The sequence below is a fragment of the Mesorhizobium sp. M4B.F.Ca.ET.203.01.1.1 genome (assembly GCF_004791025.1).
GTDB lineage: Bacteria > Pseudomonadota > Alphaproteobacteria > Rhizobiales > Rhizobiaceae > Mesorhizobium > Mesorhizobium abyssinicae.
In genome coordinates this window covers 93,421-116,129 of the sequence record NZ_SRUO01000010.1, presented here as the reverse complement: position 1 = coordinate 116,129, position 22,709 = coordinate 93,421, and the positions used below count along the sequence as shown (strand labels likewise).

Here is a 22,709-nt window from a genome sequence, read left to right as displayed (position 1 = left end):
GGCCGGCAATGACGGTTTTATTGCAATGCCGCTGCTCCAGATGTGATCGACCGGTCGCCGCGATGGGGCGACAAGCCGAGCAACTTGTCCTACAAATAGGCTGTCCTATTCGGGCTGCCCATTCGTGGCGCCTCTCTCAACGCGATTGCGAGGATCTCAAATGGAATACCGTACACTCGGCCGTTCCGGGCTGAAGGTTTCGACATTGACGCTCGGCACCATGACATTCGGCGGCGCCGGCGCCTTCGCGGCGGTCGGCAGGACCGACCTCAAGGAAGCAAGCCGGATGATCGACCTCTGCATCGATGCCGGCATCAACCTCATCGACACCGCCAACGTCTATTCGAACGGGATTTCGGAAGAGATCATCGGCGAGGCGCTCGGCGGCAAGCGCGAGGACGATGTGCTGATCGCCTCCAAGGCGCGCATGCGCATCGGCAAGGGTCCCAATGACGAGGGCCTGTCGCGCCACCACCTGATCCGCGAGTGCGAGAAGAGCCTGAAGCGGCTGAAGACCGACGTCATCGACATCTACTTCCTGCACGAATGGGATGGCGTGACGCCGCTCGAGGAAACGGTCGCCGCGCTCGACACGCTGGTGAGCCAGGGCAAGATCCGCTACGTCGGGTGCTCCAACTATTCCGGCTGGCAGGTGATGAAGGCACTCGCCATCAGCGACAGCAGCCACCAGCCGCGCTTCGTCACCCAGCAGATCCACTACACGCTGGAGGCGCGCGAGGCAGAATACGAACTGCTGCCGATCTCGGTCGACCAGGGGCTCGGCGTGCTGGTGTGGAGCCCGCTCGCCGGCGGGCTGCTCAGCGGCAAATACGACCGCAACAGTCCGGCCGCCCGCCAGATCGGCGGCTGGTCGGAACCGCCGATCCGCGACGAGGACCGGCTGTGGCGGATCGTCGACGTGCTGGTCGACATCGGCAAGGCCAGGGGCGTGTCCGGCGCGCAGGTGGCGCTCGCCTGGCTGCTCGGCCGGCCGGCGGTGTCGTCGCTGGTGATCGGCGCCCGCAGCGAGGCGCAGCTCAAGGACAACATCGCCGCCGCCAGCCTGACGCTGTCCTTCGATGAGCGGGCGCGGCTCGACGCCGTCAGCCGGCCGCCGGTTCTCTACCCCTATTGGCACCAGCAGCTGACGGCCAAGGGCCGCTTCGGGCCTGCCGACCTGGTGCTCGACCGCAGCGACGTCTGATCGCCGGAAGGGTCAGCCGGTTATGAAACGCCAGACCTCGGGATCCGGTTTGACCTGGCCGCTGAGCACGAAATATTTGTAGAGGACGAGCAGCGAGATCGCCTGCTCGTCCCGCTCGTTGCGGAACTTCTGGCAATAGGCATTGGCGGCGGCGACGATGCGTTCGGCCTCGGCCGGGTGCTTTTCGAAATAGGCCACCCGGTCGGCGAGATCGGAGAAGTCGGGGGCCAGCGGCACATAGTGGACATCGGCCCTGACCTCGCTTTCGGCGAACCAGGTCTCGTAGGTCGGCGGCGGCATCAGGCAGAGCGAGTTCGAGCTCATGATCCATTTGAGGTTGGTCGCGACATCGTTGCCTTCGAGCGAGACGATGTAGCGGTAGCGCCGCTGCTCATCGATGGTGAGATAGGGTTTTTGGTATTCGGCCTTGGCCTCCTTCTTCGGCGTCCCGACATCGCAGATCGGCAAGTCGCGCACGGCATCGAGGAACCGCGTGCGGATCGGGTTGTTGAGATCGCCGCGCCAGACCACGAGCGGACGCTTGTCGGCGAAGGGCTGCCGGTCGGCCGGCAGCTGGAAGTGGCGGAACTTGTCCAGCTTCATCAGCACGGCATTGCCGTTGCCGTCCGTGATCGGCCGGTCCTTGACGATCGCCGGCATCTTTGGGACGTCGATGACATCACCGAATTCGAGATCGATGAGCAGCGCCGGATCGAAATAGCGGGCAAATTCCTTGAGGTCGTAATAATACATGCTCGGAGAAAACGGCATGCGACTGACCGGCACCGCGGCCGGGCTCGGCGCGAAGGGCCGCTCCAGCCTGTTGTAGTAGTTCACCCGCTCGCGGACCGAGCCGTCCGACCGCCGTGTCTGCTCCAGCCATCCCGCCAGCCGGCGACGGAACAGCGCCTGCGGAGCGAGGTCGCGCGCGAAGTTGCGCGCGTAGTAAAACACCTTGGCGGCGGTTCGGAGAGGCGTGGCCATCGGTCCGTCGTTTCAATCAGCCTGGCGCTGGCGCGCAGATTTCTCCTACACCATTGTGCCGCCTGTCTTGCAAGCCCCGAACCGAGGGCGGGATCATTGTCCGCCTATTCTTGCTTCAGCCGTTGTGTTTGCGCTCCAATGCTCCTAGGCAGGACGTCAAGTCCCGCAGTTGAAAGGAAGCGATATGGCGCGAGCACCGAACTACGGTCAGGAACGCAAGGAGCGCGATCGCCAGAAGGCCGCCAAGAAGGCCGAGAAGCTGGCGGCCAAGGTCGCCGCCAAGGAGCGTTCGAAGCCCGCGGACAAGACGGAAGCGGAAACGGCCAAGTAATCTTGAAGTCTGCAGGCCGCGTCGCTTATGCGGAGGCCTTGTCGCTGACGAAGACATTCACTTCGCGGGCGGCCGCGATGAAGGCGCGCCTCGCATTCATCGCCGGCTTGTCGCCGGCCAGAGCGTCGTGACAGGCCTGCAGCGCTTCGCGGTGTTTGGCACTGCGCTTGCCGGGCCAGCTGTTGAGCAGATAGTCAGACGCCTCGCGCGCGGTGCGCAAGAGCTGATTGGTTCCCGCCGTGGCCGACTTGACGGTCACGGGTATTTCAAACCGGTTGTTTTCCATCGCCGCTCTTACGCCATCGGCGCACGCGAAGCGAGAGCCAAAGCGAACTGAATCGCGATCAGGCGGCGACGACGGCGAAGCCCCTGGCGCGCAGGCCGCGCCGGTCGTCGCGCAGCGATGTCACCAGCCGGTCGCGGCTGCCGACCATATGGGTTGAAAGCAGCCGTGCCGCCTCGTCGGCATCGCCTGCCCGCACGGCGGCCAGCACCGCATGGTGCTCGGCCCAGGCACGGCCAAGTGCCGCCTCGTCGCGCACCTCCAACCAGCGGGCGCGCGACAGCCTGGTCATCGCATCGCGTACCGCCCGGACCAGGAAGTCGTTGCCGGAAAGCCTGGCCAGCTCGATGTGGAAATCCATGCCGACGCGGTGCCATTCCTCGCGCGCTGTGGCGGCATCGCAGGAGTCCAGCATCGCCTCGATGAGGTCCACGGCACTCTTGTCCTCCAGCGCGCAGGTGATCCGGATAGCGGCCACCTCGACCGCCTCGCGATAGACGGCGATCTGCTCGAGCTCGGTGAGGTTGATGGGCGAGACGGTCCAGCCGCGTCCGTCGCGGCAGATCAGGCCCTCGGTCTCCAGCCGCAGCAGCGCCGCCCTGACCGGGGTGCGCGAGGCGGCGAAGCGGCTTTCGATCCAGCGCTCGGTGAGGCGCTCGCCGGGCCCGATCTCGAGGCCGAGGATCATTTCGCGAAGCTGCCGTTCGACGCTCTGCATCTGCGACATGGCGGTTCCGTTGATAACGGTCGCATTGACAGCGACAGGGTTGAGGTTCATGACGGATACCAACTTGGTATCCCAAATTGGTGTCCACAACAATCCCCCTGATCGGGCAAGGCATGACATGAGCGAGAACGGCAGCGAACACGGCGGCTACAATGTCCACTGGCGCCGCAATCTCGCCGTCTGTTTTGCTGGCTCGTTCAGCACGCTCATCGCCATGACCCTGCTGCTGCCCTTCCTGCCGCTCTATGTCGAGCAGCTTGGCGCCAAGGGCCATGCGGCGATCGTGCAATGGTCGGGCATCGCCTATGGCGCCACCTTCCTTGCGGCGGCACTTGTGGCGCCGCTGTGGGGACGGCTCGGCGACCGCTACGGCCGCAAGCTGATGTTGGTGCGGGCCAGCTTCGGCATGGCCATCTGCATGTCGCTGACCGGCATGGTCGAGACCGTCTGGCAACTGGTGCTGCTGCGTCTCCTGATCGGCTTTGCCGGCGGCTATTCGTCGGGCTCGACCATACTGGTCGCCATGCAGACGCCGAAGGAGCGTTCCGGCTGGGCGCTGGGCGTGCTGTCGGCCGGCATCACCGCGGGATCCCTGGTCGGCCCGCTGCTGGGCGGCGCGGTGCCGCCGCTGATCGGCATCCGCGCCACCTTCCTTTTGTCGGGCGGCGTCATCTTCCTCGCCTTCCTGGCGACGACTTTTCTCATCAAGGAGACCCCTCGCCCGCCGGCCGCCAAAACCAAAGCTGCGTCAAAGCCGAAAAGCGGCTGGTCGCAGATCCCCGACAAGCGGCCGGTCGCCGCCATGCTGGCGACCGGCATGCTGCTTGCCTTCGCCACCATGTCGATCGAGCCGATCATCACCGTCTATGTGCAGCAGTTGATCGAGGACCAGAGCCGGGTGACGCTGGTCGCCGGCGTCGTCATGTCGGCGGCGGCGCTCGGCGCCATCCTGTCGGCCTCGTGGCTGGGCAGGCTGGCCGACCGCATCGGCCATTGGAACGTCGTGATCGCGGCACTTGGCGTTTCGGCCCTGCTGTTGATCCCGCAGGCCTTCGTCACCGAGGGCTGGCAGCTGATCGGCCTGCGCTTCCTGATGGGCCTGGCGCTGGGCGGCCTGTTGCCCTGCATCACCAGCGTCATCCGCCACAACGTTCCCGACGGCGTCGGCGGCAACGTGCTGGGCCTGTCGATCTCGGCGCAGTATGTCGGCCAGGTGGCCGGGCCACTGCTCGGCGGCTTCGCCGGCGGCCATTTCGGCATGCGCTCGGTTTTTCTGGGCACGTCGGTGCTGATGGCCGGCGGCGCGGTCTACAACTGGATTGTCCAGTCGCGGCGGGCAAGGCATATGGTGCTGGAACCCGGCAAGCCCTGAGCGGCCTGCGTATCGCTCGCTACGACGGAGACATCCATGAGCTTGGCCGAACACCCGGCAAAATCCGGCAGCCGCATCCTCGTTCTTGCCGGCGGCCTTTGCGGCGCGGCGGGCGTGGCGCTGTCGGCCGCGGCGGCGCATCTCGGCGGCGCCTTCGTCGGCACGGCTGCGTCCTTCCTGCTGATGCATGCGCCGGTCTTCCTCGCCGTCGGGCTGATCGGCGCCGGCCGCCCGTTGCGAATTGCGAGCCTGCTCCTGCTTGTCGGTCTGGTGCTGTTCTGCGGCGATCTTCTCGCCCGCGACTTCCTGGGATCGCGGCTGTTCCCGATGTCGGCGCCGATCGGCGGCACCTTGCTGATCGCCGGCTGGCTGGCGATCGCGGGATCGGCGCTGATCCAGAACCGGCCCTGAGGTCGGGGATCAGTCCTGCCGGCGCTTGCGTCTTGCCAGCCAGTCGCGGTTGCGCACTGCCGGCCTCGTCAGGCGCCGCCGTTCGGGCCGGTCGCTGGCGGGTGAGATGCCCCAGTAGTTGCGATAGATGTCCTCGAACAGATGGCTTATCGGATGCATGACTGTTCTCCCGAGAATTGAATCGATCCAATCCACCGATACAGAAAAAGCGGATCGGTCAGCCGCGCTTACGATCCACGATAAAGCGCAGCTCGCACTTCCATGGACTTGCCTTGCCGCGGCGCTTTTCGCTGAGCGTGGCCGAGGCAATGCCCCAATCGTTGCGGTAGACGTCCTCGAACAGAAAGTTGACCGGATGCATGGCACCCTCCTTTTCAACCTGCTCCATCGGCCGAATTGCCGATTGGATCGATTCAAGAATACGCCGCCAGGCGATACAGTCAAGCAATATTTGAATCGATCCAAGAAAAATGATAGATGGACCGGAGATCGATCCCCGTCCATGTATTGCAGCGCTAGAGGTTCGGAGAACTGACATGGCAGCACTCGTCGAAGGCCAGGCACGACCCATCCGGCTGGCCGATATCGCCAAGGCCGCCGGGGTCTCGCACGGCACGGCCTCCAACGTCTTCAGCCGCCCCGAGATCGTGCGCGCGGAAGTGCGCGAGCGGGTAAAGGCGGTGGCGGAAGCGATGGGTTATGCCGGTCCCGACCCCAAGGGCCGGCTGCTGCGCGCCGGCAAGGTCAACGCCATCGGCGTCTGCACAACCGAGCCCCTCTCCTATTTCTTCGACGATCCTTTTGCCCGTGTGATGATGGCCGGCATCTCCCAGGCATGCGACGCCACCGGCGCCGGGATCGCGTTGGTGTCGGCTCAGAATGACGAGAAGCTCGCCTGGAACATCCAGAGCGCCCTGGTCGACGGCTTCATCCTGTTCTGCATCGAGGGCGGTCCTCGCCTCGTGGAACTGACGCGCGAACGGAGGCTTCCCTTCGTCGCGCTCGCGATCGGCTTCGATGACGACACCATCTCGATGATCGGCATCGACAACATCGCCGGCGCCAGGCTGGCCGCGCGTCATCTTGGCGAACTCGGGCATCGCCGCTTCGCCGTCCTGTCGCTGCCTTTCGTCGACGGCAGCACCGGTCTTGTGATGCCCGGGCGGCTCGGGACGGCGCTCTACACGGCAACGCGCGATCGACTTGCCGGCTATTTCGAGGAGCTTGCCCGCTTCGGCGTCGATACCACCAGGGTGCCGGTCTACGAGACCGAAAACGAGGCGGCCACCACCAGGGCCGGCCTCGAGGCCATCTTCGCCAGCGGCGAGCCGCCCACCGCGATCCTGGCGATGTCGGACCGGATGGCCATGGTCGCGATCGACTGGCTGACGGAGCGCGGCCTGAACGTCCCGGGCGACGTCTCGGTCGTCGGCTTCGATGGCGTGCCGGATGGCCTGCTGAGCAGACCTCAGCTCACCACCATCGCCCAGCCGATTGCGGAGATCGGCCGTCGGGCGGCGCGGATGATCCTCGATTTCGATGGCGCGGTGCGGCGCGAGATGCTCGGCGTCGAACTCGTCGTCAGGGCATCGACCGGGCCGGCGAAGGCCTGATCCTCAGCGATTGCCAGCGGCCATCGGCTGGGCGACGAACGTTGGTCGCGCCGGCGCCTCGCCGCGGACCGGCTTCCGGCCCAGTGAACCGATGGCCGACAGCCATTCGAGATAGAAGGCGAGCGCGAACTGCATGGCGATGCCGGCCGATATCAGCAGCGTGTCGTAGGCAAAGCCGCCCGGATTGATCAGCTTCAGCACCTGCGCCACCATGGCGAGAACCGTGCCGGCGATGAACACCGGCAGCGAGCGCTTGCCGAGGATGGCCAGCGGATGGTCGGTGCTGGTGCGGAACAGGTTCGAGACCGCCGGCAGCGCGACGATCAGATAGCTCACCGCCAATATGTGCAGGAGCCTGGGCAGCGACAGGAAGGTCTTGTCGAAGCCGGTCAGCACCACCGGCAGGTCGAGCCAGGATATGCGGCCCCAGAGCGGGCTGTGCACCCAGACCAGCGCCGTCAGCACATAGGCGGCGGCGGCCCCGACCAGCCAGCGATTGACCGGAATGGTTCCGCCGCGCCTGACATGCAGCATGGCTGCGAGGCCGATGTTGAACAGGAATTGCCAGGACAGCGGATTGAGGAACCAGAAGCCGGGCTCCGGATAGTTCGGCGGCGCGATCTGCCAGATGCCGGCGATCAGCCACAGGGCAGCCGACAGTACAAGCGCCGGCACCGGCCTGTAGCTGATCAACAGCAGGAAGGCCGGCGCCAGCAAAAGCAGCACCGCATAGACCGGCAGGATGTTGTTGTAGCCGAGCTGGTGGCCGAGCGTGACGATGCCGACCAGCACCTCCGGCGTGTTTTTCATCAGCGGCTCGATGTTGATCAGCTTCAGCAGCTCCGGCCGCCGGGCGAACACCGCTGCGGCGCAGAACAGCGCCATCACCACCATGGTCGTGACGATGTGGGCGGCATAGAGCACGCCGGCGCGCCGCCACATTTTCAGCGTCGCCAGCAGCCGGCCGCCGGGCTGGAATTTGCTGCCGTAGGCGAGCGCCACCGACATGCCGGAGATCAGCACAAAGGCTTCGGCCGCGTCCGAGAAGCCGAAATTCTTGTAGGTCAGCGTCTCGAACATTGTGCCAGGCACATGGTCGATGAAGATGGTGAGCAGCGCGAGCGCGCGAAACACGTCGATACGCGTGTCGCGATCGTGGATACGCGTATCGCGATCGTGGATACGCGTATCGCGATCGTGGATACGTGTGTCCCGTCCGGGCGAAACTGGCATGGTCATCGACAAAAGGCCTCAAAGCTGGTCGTTCATTCGGGCAATGCGACCCCCGGCGCACCGCTTTGATTCCTCCCGTGAGAGGGAGTGTATCGGCGCAGAAACGGACTGAAGTAAGCCTGGTTCAATCAACTTTCGCGGAGCAAGAAAATAATCCGTTTTGAAGCCGGCAAATCAACGAAACAGCCATGAAATCAAAAGGATATGAGCGTGCCTGAATATACTGACGATGGCGGCGTCTTCTATGACTTGAGCTTCCTCCATCGCTTCATCAAGCCATCCGGCGCAAGCGGCGAATGCCTGTTCCTGCTGCATGGATCCGGCGTCGATGAAACCACGCTGGTACCGTTTGCGAGACAGATCGCGCCCAGGGCCGCGCTGGTCGCGGCGCGCGGTCGAATCCCGCAAGAGGACGGCTTTCGCTGGTTCGAGCGGATCACGCCGACCAGCTTCGAGCAGGCCAGCATCCGCACGGAGACGGACACCTTCGCCACCTTCGTTGCCGAGGCGACGAAGCGCCACGGGCTCGATCTCTCCCGTGCGACCTTCCTCGGCTATTCGAACGGCGCCAATCTGGTCTCGAGCCTGATGCTGCTTCATCCCGGTCTGGTCCGGCGGGCAGCACTCCTGCGGCCGATGCCGGTGCTCGACGAGACACCGCCGACGAATCTCGGCGGCACGAAGGTGCTGATGATCGCCGGCGCCTCCGACCTCACCTACGGCCCGTTCGCGCCGGCGCTGGTGACGCTGCTAAGCCAGCGCGGCGCCACGGTCGATGCTCGCATCGTTGCATCGGGACATGAGATCGGCGACCCGGACGCGGCCATGGTCAGGCAATGGATGGCGGATCCAGCCGTGGCGTGAGTGGATCAGGACCGGAAGGCCTATCCCTGCCCCATCCGGTTCCACGCGTCCAGGCCTGCGATCTTGTAGGCTTCGGCCAGGGTTGGGTAGTTGAAGGTGTTGTTGACGAAGAAGTCGACCGTGCCGCCGAGATTGATCACCGCCTGGCCGATATGGATGAGTTCAGTGGCGCCCTCGCCGACGATGTGGGCGCCGAGCAGCCGGCGCGTTTCGACCGAGAACAGCAGTTTCAGGAAGCCAGAGTTGACGCCCATGATGTGGCCGCGCGAGGTTTCGCGGAAGCGCGCCACGCCGACCTCGTAGGCGGCGCCGCTCTCGCGCACCTGCTCCTCCGACTGGCCGACGGTGGAGATTTCGGGCACCGCGTAGATGCCATATGGAAAGGTTTCCGGCGGCGGCGGCAACAGCACGCCGAAAGCGTGGCAGGCGGCCACCCTGCCCTGCTCCATCGAGGTCGAGGCAAGGCTCGGGAAGCCGATGACGTCGCCGGTGGCGTAGATGTTGGGCACGCTGGTCTGAAACGTGTTCGCGTCGACCTTGATGCGGCCCCTGGAGTCGGACTCGATGCCGACCACGTCGAGGCCGAGGCTGCCGAGATTGCCGCTGCGGCCGGCGGCATAAAGCACGATCTCGGAGCGGATGGTGCGGCCATCGGCAAGGGTGACCTCGGCATAATCGGGCTTTGAGGTGATCTCCTTGACCGTGCTGCCGAGGCGGATGGTCATGCCGCGATCGCGCATCTGGTGGATGAAGTCGTCGACGATCTCGCGGTCGACGAAATCGAGGATGGTGTTGCGCGGCTCGACCAGCGTCACCGGCACATCGAGGGCCGAAAAGATGGTGGCATATTCGACGCCGATGACGCCGGCGCCGATCACAGTCAGCGTGCGCGGCAGCCGGTCGAGCTCCAGCATCTCGTCGCTGTCGAAGACGCGGGTCTTGTCGAACGGCACGTCGCGCGGCCGGTGCGGCCTGGTACCGACGGCGATCAGCGCATTGGCGAAGCCGACCTCGCTATAGTCGCCATTGTCGCTCGTCAGGCTGACCTTGTTGGGGCCGAGGAATTTCGCCGTGGCGCGCGAACTCTTGACCGCGTTGCGCATGAACTGGTGCTGCAGCACCTCGACCTCGTGGTCGAGCGTCTTGTGCAGGCGCTCAATGAGGTCGCTGACCGAAATGTCCTGCTTGACCCGGTAGCCGCGTCCATAGAAGCCGCGCTCGCGCCAGCCGGAAAGGTTGAGCACCGTCTCGCGCAGTGTCTTCGACGGGATGGTGCCGGTGTGCACCGAGACGCCGCCGAGGCGCCGGCCCCTGTCGACCACCAGCACCGATTTGCCGAGCTTGGCGGACTGCACCGCGGCGCGGCGCCCCGAAGGGCCGCTGCCGATGACCAGCATGTCATAGTCCATAATACCCCCGTCCCCTCGGCGTCTTGTTGCGCCGCAGCAAGCTAACGCCATCCTTGCCGTGAATTCAACCGCTCGAGCGACCTCCGCACGTCGCACCCCGACCGACGATCTTGATTCCGCCATCGGCTTTCACCATTTCAATGGCGGATCGCCCGCACCCTATCGCGGGCCCGGTTACGAGGGCATGACATGAACGCGCGTGTACTTGACGGCGAAATCATTACCAGCAGGCTCGACGACGTCAGGGCCCATGACGGCGTGCGCACCCGGCGCATTCTTGCCTGCCTGATCGACTATCTGATCATCGGGCTGCTCACCATTCCCTTCGCCATCCTGGTCGCCGTCCTCGGGCTGCTGACGTTTGGCCTCGGCTGGATGCTGTTTTCGGTGCTCGTGCCGGCGGTCGCCGTTCTCTACATCTGGAACACGCTGGGCAGCGCCGACCAGGCGACCACCGGCATGAAGCTGATGGGCATCCGGCTCGACCGCCTTGACGGCACCCGCATCGACGGGCTGACCGCTGTCGTGCATTCGGTGCTGTTCTGGGCCGGCAACGTCATCCTGACGCCGCTGGTGCTCCTGGTGACGCTGTTTTCGGACCGCAAGCGCACGCTGCACGACTTGCTGCTTGGCACGGTGGTGAGCCGTACAGATCGTTGAAACAGCATTTTCGAGGGCGAACGCGGGCGCTTATGCGCAATTATGAAGGCCCTCAGTCAGCAACCGCTCCACAATCCTGTTGAATTTTTCGCCGGTCGGGCCAAAGGTAAGGCGATTCGTAGGAGCGTTTCCCGGAATCCATGACGCAGCACCCGACCCAGTCGCCGCAGTTCTTCCTGACCGCGCCGTCGCCGTGCCCGTATCTGGAGGGCCAGTTCGAACGCAAGGTGTTCACTCACCTCGTCGGCGACAAGGCGCCCGAGATGAACGACCTGTTGACGCAAGGCGGCTTCCGGCGCTCGCAGAACATCGCCTACCGGCCCGCCTGCGAAACCTGCCGCGCCTGTGTGTCGGTGCGTATCCTGGCGCAGGAATTCACCGCAAGCCGCAACATGAAGCGGGTGATCCAGCACAATGCCGACCTCGTCGGCGCCATGCACGACGCGCAGCCGTCGACCGAGCAATACTCGCTGTTCCGCGCCTATCTCGACGCCCGCCATCGCCGCGGCGGCATGTCGGACATGACGGTGCTCGACTACGCCATGATGGTCGAAGACACGCATGTCGACACCAAGATCATCGAATACAGGCGGCGCGGCCCCGACACTTTCATAACCGGCAAGGGTCAGGGCGAGCTGATCGCGGTGGCGCTGACCGACAAGATGGCCGACGGCCTGTCGATGGTCTATTCCTACTTCAATCCGGACTTCGAGGACCGCTCGCTCGGCACCTTCATGATCCTCGACCATATCGCCCGAGCGAGAGCCATGGGCCTGCCCCATGTCTATCTCGGCTACTGGGTCAACGGCTCGCGCAAGATGAGCTATAAAATGCGCTTCATGCCGCAGGAGCATCTCGGCCCGAAAGGCTGGGAACGCTACGAGCACGAAGCGGTCACGCGCTGACTAACCCTTTCCAAGCCCGACCTTAAAACTGTTTCAAGCAGCGGGATGCTGGTCTTGCCGCCGAACGGCGAGAGAATGCGCTATCGCGCTGCTGGCCGTCCGCCTGCAAATTCCATTGCGAGAATTGCCGACATGTCCTCCCACCACGACCACCAGAAAGGCCTTCTGCTGACCGCCATCGGCGGCATGACGCTGACCGTCGACATCCCGCTGATCAGGCTCGCCCATGGCGAGGCATGGACGATCCTGTTGCTGCGCACCGGCACCACTTTCCTTGCCGGACTTGTCATCTGGGCGGTCTGGCGCTCGCTGAGCGACCGGGCGCCGCAACTCGTTCCCGGGCGGGCGGGGCTTGCGGTGGCGACGCTCTACGGGCTCGGCTCGATCGCCTTCATCACCGCCGTCTACAACACCTCGACCGCCGACCTCGTCTTCATCCTCGCCTTCACCACCATGTTCTCGGCGCTGCTGTCCTGGCTGTTCCTGAAAGAACGACCACGGCCGCTGACGCTGGCGGCACTGGCGCTGATGATCGTCGGCGTCGCCATCATCGTCGGCGACTCCATCGGCAACGGATATCTGTTCGGCGATGTCATGGCCCTGTGCTCCGCGCTTTGCGTCGCCTGCGCGATCACCATCTCGCGCGCCAGCGGCAAGGACATGGGCTTCACCTCGCTCATCGGCGTGGTGCTGCCCTTCACCGTCGCCGCCTTCATGGTCTCGAAGACCGGCTTTCAGGTGGACGCGCCGTGGTGGATCATCTTCAACGGCGCGGTGATTATGCCGATCTCGTTCTTCTGCCTGGCCAACGGGCCGAAATACATCTCAGGGCCGGAAGTGGCGATGTTCTACCTATTGGAAACGGTGCTGGCGCCGGTCTGGGTCTGGATGATCTTCTCCGAGACGCCGTCGCGCAACAGCCTGATCGGCGGCGCGATCTTGATCGTGACGCTTGTCGGCCATTCGCTGTGGCAGTTGCATGAGGGGCGCAAGCGCCGCGCTACGCTGGCCGTCAGTCACCCGGTCTGAATCTTCTTCTTTTCCGTGGCGATCTCGATCTGCGGCGGGCCGTCCTTGGTCTCAGCAAGCGCCGTGGCAGCGGAATCGTCCATCAGCTCGACCTCACGCAGCCACTCGCGCCAGATCGCGACCAAGAGCGCCATCAGCACCGGGCCGATGAACAGGCCGAGGAAGCCCATCGTCTTGACGCCGCCGATCAGGCCGAAAAAGGTCGGCAGGAAAGGCAGTTTGATCGGCCCCCCGACCAGCTTGGGGCGCAGCGTCTTGTCGACGATGAACAGCTCGACCGCGCCCCAGGCAAAAAGCGCCAGGCCCGCCATTGGCGAGCCGCTGGCGGCAAGGTAGATCGACACCAGCGTGAAGGAGAGCGGCGCGCCGCCGGGGATCAGCGCCATGATGCCGGTCAAGGCGCCGAGCGTCACCGGCGACGGCACGCCGGCCAGCCAGTAGGCGACGCCAAGCACCACCCCCTCGCCGATGGCGATGATGGTCATGCCGGTGACGGTGGACGAGATCGTCGCCGGCACCACGCGCGAGATCCGCTCCCAGCGGGTCGGCAGGATGCGCTCGCCGAGGCGGTCGACCTGCGCGGCGAAATGCTCGCCATCGCGATAGGCGAAGAACAGCGCGATCATCATGAACAGCAGCGTCAAAAGCAGGCCGAACGCGCTGCCGCCGGCGGCGAGCGCGCCGCGATAGATGCTGCCGATATTGGCGCCGCTGACCAATTGGATCAGTTCGCCGATGCCGCCCGGATGGCCGAGATTGGTCGTCCACTGCTCGTTCAGCCATTCGCCGACGATCGGCATGGTGGCGATCCAGTGCGGCGTCACCGCGCCGTGGCGGTTGGTCTCGATCGCCCACCCGACCCATTCCCGGACCTCGTTGATGGCATAGGTGCCGGCAAGCGCGATCGGCACCACCAGGAAGGTGAGGATGAAGAGGATGGCGAAGGTGGCGGCGATGGTGCGGTTACCGCCGACGGCGGCCAGCAGGCGGCGGTAGAGCGGCCAGCTGGCGAAAGCGATGACGAGGGCGGCCAGAACCGGGAACAGGAAGCCGTGGAAGAAATAGACGCCGGCGGCGACGATCAGCACCAACAGCCAGCGCGCCGCAGACAGTGGCGGGATGACGGCGGCCCTGAGCGGCGTCGACAGGCCGAACAGCCGCTGCCCCGGTTTCTGGATCTCGGTCTGCTTCAAGCGCGCGTTTCTCCCCTGCCCCCGGGTTTGCCTGTGCACCATCATAGTGCAGCAATCGTGACGATAGTCCAAATGATTGGGCGGAGGTCTTCCTTCTCCCCTTGTGGGGTGAGCAGCCGGTTCGCCGAAGGCGAATTCATCGTGCCAGTGGCACGGTGAAAGGCCAGGGAACGCCGGGACGCTGCGAAGCAGCGGGGACCCGGCCGGGGTGGATCGGCCACCGCCCGGCCCTTCGCAGGCTCAGGGCGTTCGAACCTCGAAAAGCCAAGCAATTGGCTTTTCGTCCGCTAGCTCGGACCGCTTCTCACCCCACAAGTGGAGAAGGGGGAGCTTCGCTAGCCGAACTTCCCCGTCCTCGGGAACCCCTTCGGCACCATGCGGCCGGCGGCGGCGCGGGCGCCGATCCATTCGGCCAGTTCTTCGCGCGAGCGGATGAAGGTGCGGTCGGCCGAATCCTGCCAGCTGAGGCCGGTTTCGAGCGTGAAGGGCTTGATGTCCAGCACGCCGCCATCCTTGTACTTCTGCAGGCGCACGCCCTTGCCGCGCCCCATCTCCGGGATCTCGGCGAGCGGGAACACCAGCATCTTGCGGTTCTCGCCGACGATGGCGAGGTGGTCGCCTGAGAGCGGAATGCAGCGCTTGGCCTCGTCCGGCGACTTGACGTTCATCACCTGCTTGCCCTTGCGGGTGTTGGCGACGACCTCTTCCTCCGGAACGATGAAGCCGTTGGCGTCGTAGGAGACGAGAAGCAGCTTGCGCTTCGGATCGTGGACGAAGGCGGTGACGATATCCTGGTCGTTCTCCATGTCGACGATGATGCGGATCGGCTCGCCATGGCCGCGCCCGCCCGGCAGACGGTCGGCCCCGATCGTGTAGAACTTGCCGCCCGTCGTGAAGACCAGGATCTTGTCGGTGGTCTGGGCGTGGAAGGCTAGCTTGAGGCTGTCGCCTTCCTTGAAGGTGAACTGCGAATGGTCGGTCAGATGACCCTTCATCGCCCGCAGCCAGCCCTTTTCGGAGACGACCACGGTGACCGGCTCGCGCTCGATCATGGCGTGCGCGATGTCGGTCAGGTCATGCTCGGGCGCGTCGGCGAACTGGGTGCGGCGCTTGCCGAGTTCGGTCTCTGGCCCGAACTTGTCGCGGATGCTGGTGACTTCCCACTTGATCGTCGCCCACTGCTTGGCGTTGGACGCCAGCAGCGCCTCGATCTGCTTCTTCTCGGCGGTGAGCCCGTCGAACTCCTTGCGGATCTCGATCTCTTCCAGCTTGCGCAGGGCGCGCAAGCGCATGTTGAGGATGGCTTCGGCCTGGGTGTCGGTGAGCGACCAGCGGGCCATCATCACCTGCTTGGGCTCATCCTCCTCGCGGATGATCCTGATCACCTCGTCGATGTTGAGGTAGGCGATCAGGTAGCCGGCGAGAATCTCGAGGCGCTTTTCGATCTCGCCGAGGCGGTGCTTCGAACGGCGGATGAGGACGTCGCGGCGATGCTCCAGCCACTCCTTGAGCACGCCCTTCAGCGACAGCACGTTCGGCACCTTGCCGCGCGACAGCACGTTCATGTTGAGCGGGAAGCGGCTTTCGAGCTCCGTCAGCTTGAACAGCGATTCCATCAGGATGCCGGGATCGACGGTGCGGCTCTTCGGCACCAGCACGATGCGGATATCCTCGGCGCTCTCGTCGCGGATGTCTTCGAGCAGCGGCAGTTTGCGCGCCATCAGGAGCTCGGCGATCTTCTCGATCAGCCGCGCCTTCTGGACGCCGTAGGGGATCTCGGTGACGACGATGCTCCAGGTGCCCCTGCCCTGGTCCTCCTGGCCCCATTTCGCCCTGACGCGGAAGCCGCCGCGGCCCGTCTCATAGGCTTCGAGGATCGAGGCGTGGCTGTCGACGATGATGCCGCCGGTCGGGAAATCCGGACCCTGGACGAAGTCCATCAGCGCCGTCACCGGCGCGTCGGGATTCTCGATCAGATGAAGCGCTGCGTCGCAAAGCTCGGCGGCATTGTGCGGCGGAATCGAAGTCGCCATGCCGACGGCAATGCCGGACGAGCCATTGGCGAGCAGGTTGGGGAAGGCGCCGGGCAGCACGACCGGCTCCTCGTCCTCCTCATTGTAGGTCGGCCTATAGTCGACGGCATCCTCGGTGATGCCGGCAAGCAGCTCCGTCGCCACTTCGGTCATGCGCGCTTCGGTGTAGCGCATGGCGGCGGCGTTATCGCCGTCGATGTTGCCGAAATTGCCCTGCCCGTCGACCAGCGGGTAGCGCATCGAGAAATCCTGCGCCAGGCGGACCAGCGCGTCGTAGATCGACTGGTCGCCATGCGGATGGAACTTGCCCATCACCTCGCCGACGATGCGCGCGCATTTGGCGAAGCCCTGGTCGGGATTGAGTCTCAGCAGCCGCATGGCATGCATGATGCGGCGATGCACGGGCTTCAGCCCGTCGCGCACATCCGGCAATGCCCGGTGCATGATGGTCGACAGCGCATAGGCGAGATAGCGCTCCTCGAGCGCCTTCTTCAGATCGACCGGTTCGATATGGTCACCGCCGCCATCTTCAGGCGGCAAAAGCCTTTTTCCCATGGGTTTGCACTAGCCGAGCGGGTGATTCGCGGCAAGCGCCGGCTGGCCCAATCCGCTTGCCTCAAGCCCATGGGTGTGACGGATTTCACGGAATTGGCGAAGCGCGCAGGCCAATTTGCGGCCCGACTGCAACACCTGTCACCGCATGACGGCGCCAGCCAACATCAACCTGTTACATGCCCTGTCTATGGCAGGGCGATGCCGGATGGAAACCCGATCTTCATGACAAATTCACCGCTTCAAGCGAACAGGTCGGCCCGCTATTTGCCTTTCACCGCGATTTTCGACCATTGTGCCGGGAGGCGCCTTTTTCCCGTCCAGTTCGTCGCGGAATGGTGATGGCGCATAGGATCAAAAAGCAATTTCAGGACAACTCTCAGGGGACTTCGCCATGACAATCCAACGCTCAACTCTCAAGAAACTGGCCTTCTCGACCTTCCTGCTGACGCTGCCGCTCAATGCCGCCTTCGCGCAGGACACCGCCGTCGCCGATCGCCTCAAGGCGGCGCTTGCCGCCCAGGGCGTCGACATCTCCTGGACCGGGGTGAGCGGCGATGAGTCCAACATGGTGCTGCAGGGCGTGGCCGTGAAGCCGGCGGGCGAAAAGGAGCCCCTGACCATCGGCGACGTCAAGCTCGAAGGCGTCAGCGAAGCCGCTGGCGGCTACGACATCGAGACCGTCTCGACCGCGGCCCTCGAGCACAGCAAGGACGGCGTCACGCTGTCGCTCAGCCCGTTCGTCATCCATGACATGACGGTTCCGGCCGAGGGCGCCACCGGCCCGCTCGGCTCGCTGATGATGTACAAGTCGGCCGAGCTCTCCAACCTGACGGTCAAGGTTGCCGACAAGACCGCCTTCTCGATGGACGGCCTGGCGATCGAGATCACCCCGCCGGAGGATGGCAAGGCGATGAACTTTTCCGGCACGACGGAAAAGTTCAATGCCGACCTGACCCTGGTCGACGACCCCAAGTCCAAGGAAGCCATCGAAGCGCTCGGCTACCAGAACATTTCGGGCAATATCGACATCGCCGGCACCTGGCAGCCGGCGGACGGCAAGATGGAACTGTCGAAATACGACATCGCTGTCGACAATGCCGGCAAGCTCGGCATGACCTTCGGCCTCGGCGGCTATACGCTCGACTTCATCAAGTCGCTGCAGGAGATGCAGAAGAAGATGGCCGCGCAGCCCGAGGGCGCAGACAATTCGGCGCAAGGCATGGCCATGCTCGGCCTGCTGCAGCAGCTTTCGTTCAACAGCGCCTCGATCCGCTTCGACGACGATTCGTTGACCAACAAGGTGCTGGAATATGTCGGCAAGCAGCAGGGCATGTCGGGCAAGGACATCGCTAACCAGGCCAAGGCGATCGTGCCGTTCGGCATGGCGCAGCTCAACAATCCGGAGCTGACGGCCGAGGTGACGACGGCGGTCGGCAAATATCTCGACGACCCGAAGAGCCTGGAGATTTCGGCCGAGCCGCCGGCCGCTGTGCCGTTCGCGCTGATCATGGCTGGTGCGATGTCGAACCCGCTCGACCTGCCGAAGACGCTCGGCGTCAAGGTCAAGGCCAACGAGGACTGATCGGACTAGCTGCCTTCTCCCCGTTCTACGGGGAGAAGGTGCCGGCAGGCGGATGAGGGGCAGCGCCGACGCCGGCAAATATGGAATCCAATTCGGACCCGATTGCCTGTCGGAAGGCTTCAGCTGCTGCGACCACTCGCAAATCGCCGACGTCCGCGCTGCCCCTCATTGTCCTGCCGGACATTTCTCCCCGTATAGAGACGGGGAGAAAGAGCAGCTGCAACGCTACCGTCAGTCCTTCTTGGCCACTGCCACGCGCAGCGACAGTTCGCGCAGCTGCTGCGGGGTGGCTTCCGAAGGCGCGTTCATCAGCAAGTCGTAGGCCTGCTGGTTCATCGGGAACATGGTGACCTCGCGCAGGTTCTTGGCGCCGACCAGCAGCATGACGATGCGGTCGATGCCGGCCGCCATGCCGCCATGCGGCGGCGCGCCATACTGGAAGGCGCGGTAGAGGCCGCCGAAGCGCTCCTCGACGGTGGCGCGGTCGAGCCCGACCGTTTCGAACGCCTTGACCATGGTCTCCGGCAGGTGATTGCGGATGCCGCCGGAGGCGATCTCGAAGCCGTTGCAGACCATGTCGTACTGGAACGCCTTGATGCCGAGCAGATCCTCGCCGCCCAGCGCCTCGATACCGCCCTGCGGCATTGAGAACGGGTTGTGGGCGAAGTCGATCTTCTTTTCTTCTTCGTTCCACTCGAAGAACGGGAAGTCGACGATCCAGCAGAGCTCGAAACGGTCGCGGTCGACGAGGTTCAGTTCCTCGCCTGCGCGGGTGCGCGCGGCACCGGCAAAGGAGACGAACTTCTTCGGGTCGCCGGCGACGAAGAAGGCGGCGTCGCCATCGGCGAGGCCAAGCTGCTGGCGCACCGCTTCGGTGCGCTCCTCGCCAATGTTCTTGGCGATCGGACCGGCGCCTTCGAGCTTGTCGCCCTCCTTGCGCCAGAAGATGTAGCCGAGGCCCGGCTGGCCCTCGCCCTGCGCCCAGGAATTCATGCGGTCGCAGAAGGCGCGGCTGCCGCCGGTCTTGGCGGGAATGGCCCAGACTTCGGCCTTCGGATCGTTGGCCAGGATGTTGGCGAACACCTTGAAGCCGGAGTCGCGGAAATGGTCCGACACCGCCTGCATCTCGATCGGGTTGCGCAGGTCCGGCTTGTCCGAGCCGTAGGTGCGCATCGCCTCGTCATAGGGGATGCGGCGGAATTTCTGCGTCACCGGCTTGCCGGCGGCGAAAGTCTCGAACACATCACGAAGCACCGGCTCCATCGTCGACAGCACGTCGTCCTGCTCGACGAAGCTCATTTCGAGGTCGAGCTGGTAGAATTCGCCGGGCAGACGGTCGGCGCGCGGGTCCTCGTCGCGGAAGCAGGGCGCGATCTGGAAATAGCGATCGAAGCCGGAGACCATGATCAGCTGCTTGTACTGCTGCGGCGCCTGCGGCAGCGCGTAGAAGCTGCCGGGATGGATGCGCGACGGCACCAGGAAGTCGCGCGCGCCTTCGGGCGACGAGGCGGTCAGGATCGGCGTCGAGAATTCAGTGAAGCCGACCTCGCCCATGCGCTTGCGCATCTCGGCGATGATCTTCGTCCGCGCCACGATGTTCCTGTGCAGCGTCTCGCGACGCAGGTCGAGGAAGCGGTACTTCAGGCGGATGTCCTCGGGATAGTCAGGCTCGCCGAACACCGGCAGCGGCAGTTCCTTGGCCGCCGACAGCACCTCGATCTCGCGCGCGAAAATCTCGATCTCGCCGGTCGGCAGATTGGCGTTCGTCGTCTCCGGCAGGCGAGCCTTGACCTCGCCATCGACGCGGATCACCCACTCGCCACGCACCGTCTCGGCAATCTTGAAGGCCGGCGAATCCGGATCGGCGACGATCTGGGTGAGGCCGTAATGGTCGCGCAGGTCGATGAACAGCAGGCCGCCATGGTCGCGCACGCGATGCACCCAGCCCGACAGGCGGACGGAAGTGCCGACGTCGCTCTTTCTCAATTGGGCACAGGTATGGCTGCGGTAACGATGCATTGTCATGGTGAAGTCCGGATGCTGATTGCGGACCGACGGCCCGGCTCGAAAATTGGCGCGAAAAGCGCATGGGAGGCCGGTTTTGTCAAGGCAAGCGGTCACACAGAAGCGCCGCCTCAGCCTCTCAAGCAAAGTGGATTTCGGCGCCCTGGCGTTCGAAATCGGCAAGGATCGCGGCGGGCGCCGACTTTTCCACCACAAGGTGGCGGATCGCTTCGGCCCTGGCGACGCGGTAGGGCGCGGCGGTGGCCAGCTTGTCGTTGGTGACGGCGACCACGATGCCGGTGCTGTTCCTGGCCATGGCCCGCTTCACCTCGGCCTCCGCCGAATCGAAAGCCGTCACGCCACGCGCGGCGTCGAGGCCGCAGGAGCCCAGGAAACACAGATCGGCGCCAAGCTGCGCGATGGCGGCCAGCGTGTCGGCGCCGACGCAGGTTCCGAGCTCGCGGACGAACCTGCCGCCGAGCACGATCAACTCGACCTGCGGGTGATCGGACAGCGCCGAGGCAACGCCGAGCGAATTGGTGGCGACGGTCAGGTCGAGCTCGCGCGGAATGGCCCTGGCGATCGCCGCATTGGTGCTGCCACCATCGATGAACAGGCTCTGCCCGGCGGAAAGCAGCCTCACCGCCGCGCTCGCCAGCCGCATCTTCTCCTCGACCGCATGGCCGCTGCGCTGGCCGACTGTTGCCGCGGCCAAAGGTGCCGATGCGACGGCGCCGCCGTAGACGCGGCGACACTCGCCCGCCTTCGCCAGCTCCCTGAGGTCGCGCCGGACCGTGTCCTCGGAAACGCCGAAGTGGCTCGCCAGCTCCCCGGCCAGCACCCTGCCCTCGACCGCGAGACGGTCGCGGATGATCTGGTGCCGTTGATCCGTCAGCATTGCATGACCCTGATTTCGCTATACACGTTCTTGCATGTTTTGCACGTTTATGCAAGAAGTGACTCTTGTCGGACCGCTGGCAAACCCAGCCGTCTGCTCCCTTCAAGGAAAACACCGCGATGCGTTTTGGTCTCAGCCTTGCCCCTCAACACCGCGTCTATGCCGGGTTCGCGATCTATTCCTTCGCCATGGGCAACATCTTTCCGCGGCTTCCCGACATCAAGCGCGCCATGGACATCGAGGACGGCACGCTCGGGCTCAGCCTGATCGGGACGCCGATCGGCACCTTGATCGCGCTGACGCTGGCGGCGCCATTGCTGGAGCGGGTCGGCTTCCGCCGCGCGCTGCTCGGCCTCGTGCCGCTCATTGCGACCGCCTACGCGCTCGCCGTGCACGCGCCGGGGCCGCTTGCGCTGTTCCTGATGCTGCTTCCGGTCGGCTTGATGATCGGCAGCGTCGAGATCGTCCTCAATGTCGAGGCAGACAGGACCGAGTTCCTGCTCGGACGCCGGATCATGAACCGGGCGCACTCGTTCTGGAGCATCGGCTTCTTCGGCGCCGGGCTGTTCGGAGGAGCGCTCGCGCATCTCGGACTGTCGCCGCAACTCCACCTCGCCCTCGTCGTGCCGATGGTGGCCCTGTCGATGATGCTCTTTCTCGGCGGCTACGAGCCGGCGCCCGCCCGCCACGCCGGCAGCGGCGATGCCGCGCCCATGTTCGCGCGGCCGACACTGCCGATCCTGGTCCTGGTCGCCGTGACGCTGTCGGCGATGCTGCTGGAAGGCGCCAGCATCGACTGGTCGGCGATCTACATGCGCACCGTGTTCGACACCGGCCCCTTCGTCGCCGGCTTCACCGTGGCGCTGTTCGCGTTCTCGCAAGCGACCACCCGCTTCTTCGCCGACAGTTTCGTCGATCGCCACTCGCCGAGCGGCGTGGCGCGCGTGCTGCTGGCGACAATGGCGGCGGGCGTGCTTTTGGTCTTCCTGTCGCCGGCACCGTTTTTCTCATTGCTGGGCTTTGCGCTTCTGGGCATCGGCACCAGCGCCATCTTCCCGCTGGCGATCTCAGCCGCCGCTCAGCGCACGGACCGCTCCGCGGCAATCAATGTCGCGGCGCTGTCGCAGATCTCCTTCGTCGCCTTTCTGCTCGGCCCGCCGCTGCTCGGCTTCGTCTCCGACCATTGGGGCATCCGCTCGGCCTTCGGCATCGGCATCCCGTTCATCGTGCTCAGCCTGCTGACCGCGGGTTCGCTCGGACGCCGGCCGGCCAAGTCCGCCGCGCCGGCGAACGAAGCTGCCGATCCGGCGCGGGCGAGAGCATTGGCGCCGGCGGGCAAGGCCTGAGCGCCGCTCCCAATACGGCCCCTAAGCAAGCGCCATTGGCCCCATAATTGCCGCTGGCATTGGTGGTGGTGTT

23 protein-coding genes are annotated in these 22,709 nt (G+C 64.9%); 12 read left to right on the top strand and 11 right to left on the bottom strand.

The window, feature by feature from the left end:
* Nucleotides 1–160: 160 nt before the first annotated feature.
* Complete coding sequence (locus EN846_RS21345; RefSeq protein ID WP_128346473.1) at nucleotides 161–1,204, top strand: aldo/keto reductase; 1,044 nt, start codon at nucleotides 161–163, stop codon at nucleotides 1,202–1,204.
* Nucleotides 1,205–1,216: 12 nt separating this feature from the next.
* On the opposite strand, the gene EN846_RS21340 is transcribed toward EN846_RS21345, so the two are convergent.
* Complete coding sequence (locus EN846_RS21340) at nucleotides 1,217–2,188, bottom strand: glycosyl transferase family 90 (protein ID WP_127393079.1); 972 nt, start codon at nucleotides 2,186–2,188, stop codon at nucleotides 1,217–1,219.
* A 184-nt stretch (nucleotides 2,189–2,372) separates the two neighbouring features.
* Between EN846_RS21340 and EN846_RS21335 the strand changes: the two genes are divergently transcribed.
* A complete protein-coding gene (locus EN846_RS21335) occupies nucleotides 2,373–2,519 on the top strand; it encodes a hypothetical protein (RefSeq protein ID WP_127284226.1) in 147 nt (48 codons plus the stop codon).
* Nucleotides 2,520–2,544: 25 nt separating this feature from the next.
* Here the strand turns inward: EN846_RS21335 and EN846_RS21330 are convergent, their stop codons facing one another.
* Both EN846_RS21330 and EN846_RS21325 read right to left on the bottom strand, forming a co-directional pair.
* Nucleotides 2,545–2,805: a DUF982 domain-containing protein gene (locus EN846_RS21330; protein WP_127393078.1), complete on the bottom strand. Its 261-nt coding sequence runs from the start codon at nucleotides 2,803–2,805 to the stop codon at nucleotides 2,545–2,547.
* A 58-nt stretch (nucleotides 2,806–2,863) separates the two neighbouring features.
* Nucleotides 2,864–3,529: a GntR family transcriptional regulator gene (locus EN846_RS21325; RefSeq protein ID WP_135913955.1), complete on the bottom strand. Its 666-nt coding sequence runs from the start codon at nucleotides 3,527–3,529 to the stop codon at nucleotides 2,864–2,866.
* 118 nt (nucleotides 3,530–3,647) lie between these two features.
* Here EN846_RS21325 and EN846_RS21320 point away from each other — a divergent pair, with 118 nt between their 5' ends.
* Both EN846_RS21320 and EN846_RS21315 read left to right on the top strand, forming a co-directional pair.
* The gene (locus EN846_RS21320) at nucleotides 3,648–4,901 is read left to right on the top strand and encodes a multidrug efflux MFS transporter (protein WP_127393077.1); all 1,254 of its coding nucleotides are present in this window, start codon (nucleotides 3,648–3,650) and stop codon (nucleotides 4,899–4,901) included.
* Between the two features lie 36 nt (nucleotides 4,902–4,937).
* Nucleotides 4,938–5,312, top strand: coding sequence for a DUF423 domain-containing protein (locus tag EN846_RS21315; RefSeq protein WP_135859282.1), 375 nt, complete (start codon nucleotides 4,938–4,940; stop codon nucleotides 5,310–5,312).
* Nucleotides 5,313–5,321: 9 nt separating this feature from the next.
* Here the strand turns inward: EN846_RS21315 and EN846_RS35225 are convergent, their stop codons facing one another.
* Both EN846_RS35225 and EN846_RS35220 read right to left on the bottom strand, forming a co-directional pair.
* On the bottom strand, nucleotides 5,322–5,471 hold the full coding sequence (locus EN846_RS35225) for a hypothetical protein (RefSeq protein ID WP_187331415.1): 150 nt from the start codon (nucleotides 5,469–5,471) through the stop codon (nucleotides 5,322–5,324).
* A 58-nt stretch (nucleotides 5,472–5,529) separates the two neighbouring features.
* Nucleotides 5,530–5,673 (bottom strand): hypothetical protein, encoded by a 144-nt coding sequence (locus EN846_RS35220; RefSeq protein ID WP_187331414.1) that lies wholly within the window; start codon nucleotides 5,671–5,673, stop codon nucleotides 5,530–5,532.
* A 175-nt stretch (nucleotides 5,674–5,848) separates the two neighbouring features.
* On the opposite strand from EN846_RS35220, the gene EN846_RS21310 reads away from it, so the two are divergent.
* Complete coding sequence (locus tag EN846_RS21310; protein WP_127393075.1) at nucleotides 5,849–6,925, top strand: LacI family DNA-binding transcriptional regulator; 1,077 nt, start codon at nucleotides 5,849–5,851, stop codon at nucleotides 6,923–6,925.
* 3 nt (nucleotides 6,926–6,928) lie between these two features.
* On the opposite strand, the gene EN846_RS21305 is transcribed toward EN846_RS21310, so the two are convergent.
* On the bottom strand, nucleotides 6,929–8,158 hold the full coding sequence (locus EN846_RS21305; protein WP_245493527.1) for an OpgC family protein: 1,230 nt from the start codon (nucleotides 8,156–8,158) through the stop codon (nucleotides 6,929–6,931).
* A 204-nt stretch (nucleotides 8,159–8,362) separates the two neighbouring features.
* On the opposite strand from EN846_RS21305, the gene EN846_RS21300 reads away from it, so the two are divergent.
* Complete coding sequence (locus tag EN846_RS21300) at nucleotides 8,363–9,022, top strand: alpha/beta hydrolase (protein WP_135859281.1); 660 nt, start codon at nucleotides 8,363–8,365, stop codon at nucleotides 9,020–9,022.
* A gap of 20 nt (nucleotides 9,023–9,042) precedes the next feature.
* Here EN846_RS21300 and sthA read toward each other — a convergent pair whose 3' ends face one another.
* Entirely contained in the window at nucleotides 9,043–10,431 is a 1,389-nt protein-coding gene (gene sthA / locus EN846_RS21295; protein ID WP_127393855.1) for a Si-specific NAD(P)(+) transhydrogenase, read from the bottom strand.
* A gap of 189 nt (nucleotides 10,432–10,620) precedes the next feature.
* On the opposite strand from sthA, the gene EN846_RS21290 reads away from it, so the two are divergent.
* The 3 genes from EN846_RS21290 (at nucleotide 10,621) to EN846_RS21280 (ending at nucleotide 13,025) form a co-directional block, all read left to right on the top strand.
* Nucleotides 10,621–11,091: an RDD family protein gene (locus tag EN846_RS21290; protein ID WP_127393856.1), complete on the top strand. Its 471-nt coding sequence runs from the start codon at nucleotides 10,621–10,623 to the stop codon at nucleotides 11,089–11,091.
* A gap of 140 nt (nucleotides 11,092–11,231) precedes the next feature.
* Nucleotides 11,232–11,996: an arginyltransferase gene (locus EN846_RS21285; RefSeq protein WP_127284216.1), complete on the top strand. Its 765-nt coding sequence runs from the start codon at nucleotides 11,232–11,234 to the stop codon at nucleotides 11,994–11,996.
* A 132-nt stretch (nucleotides 11,997–12,128) separates the two neighbouring features.
* Nucleotides 12,129–13,025 (top strand): EamA family transporter, encoded by an 897-nt coding sequence (locus EN846_RS21280; protein WP_127393857.1) that lies wholly within the window; start codon nucleotides 12,129–12,131, stop codon nucleotides 13,023–13,025.
* Here the strand turns inward: EN846_RS21280 and EN846_RS21275 are convergent.
* Nucleotides 13,013–14,218 (bottom strand): AI-2E family transporter, encoded by a 1,206-nt coding sequence (locus EN846_RS21275; RefSeq protein WP_128346470.1) that lies wholly within the window; start codon nucleotides 14,216–14,218, stop codon nucleotides 13,013–13,015. The genes EN846_RS21280 and EN846_RS21275 overlap by 13 nt on opposite strands.
* Nucleotides 14,219–14,553: 335 nt before the next feature.
* Nucleotides 14,554–16,806, bottom strand: a complete 2,253-nt coding sequence (gene parC, locus EN846_RS21270) for a DNA topoisomerase IV subunit A (protein ID WP_127393785.1) — start codon at nucleotides 16,804–16,806, stop codon at nucleotides 14,554–14,556.
* Here parC and EN846_RS35215 point away from each other — a divergent pair.
* A complete protein-coding gene (locus tag EN846_RS35215; protein WP_187331422.1) occupies nucleotides 16,762–17,145 on the top strand; it encodes a hypothetical protein in 384 nt (127 codons plus the stop codon). The genes parC and EN846_RS35215 overlap by 45 nt on opposite strands.
* Nucleotides 17,146–17,197: 52 nt before the next feature.
* Entirely contained in the window at nucleotides 17,198–18,388 is a 1,191-nt protein-coding gene (locus EN846_RS21265; protein ID WP_128346469.1) for a hypothetical protein, read from the top strand.
* 231 nt (nucleotides 18,389–18,619) lie between these two features.
* Here EN846_RS21265 and aspS read toward each other — a convergent pair whose 3' ends face one another.
* A complete protein-coding gene (aspS, locus tag EN846_RS21260; protein ID WP_187331420.1) occupies nucleotides 18,620–20,407 on the bottom strand; it encodes an aspartate--tRNA ligase in 1,788 nt (595 codons plus the stop codon).
* Nucleotides 20,408–20,531: 124 nt separating this feature from the next.
* Nucleotides 20,532–21,290: a DeoR/GlpR family DNA-binding transcription regulator gene (locus EN846_RS21255; protein WP_127392644.1), complete on the bottom strand. Its 759-nt coding sequence runs from the start codon at nucleotides 21,288–21,290 to the stop codon at nucleotides 20,532–20,534.
* A 119-nt stretch (nucleotides 21,291–21,409) separates the two neighbouring features.
* Here EN846_RS21255 and EN846_RS21250 point away from each other — a divergent pair, with 119 nt between their 5' ends.
* Nucleotides 21,410–22,636, top strand: coding sequence for an MFS transporter (locus tag EN846_RS21250; RefSeq protein ID WP_127392645.1), 1,227 nt, complete (start codon nucleotides 21,410–21,412; stop codon nucleotides 22,634–22,636).
* Nucleotides 22,637–22,709: the final 73 nt, after the last annotated feature.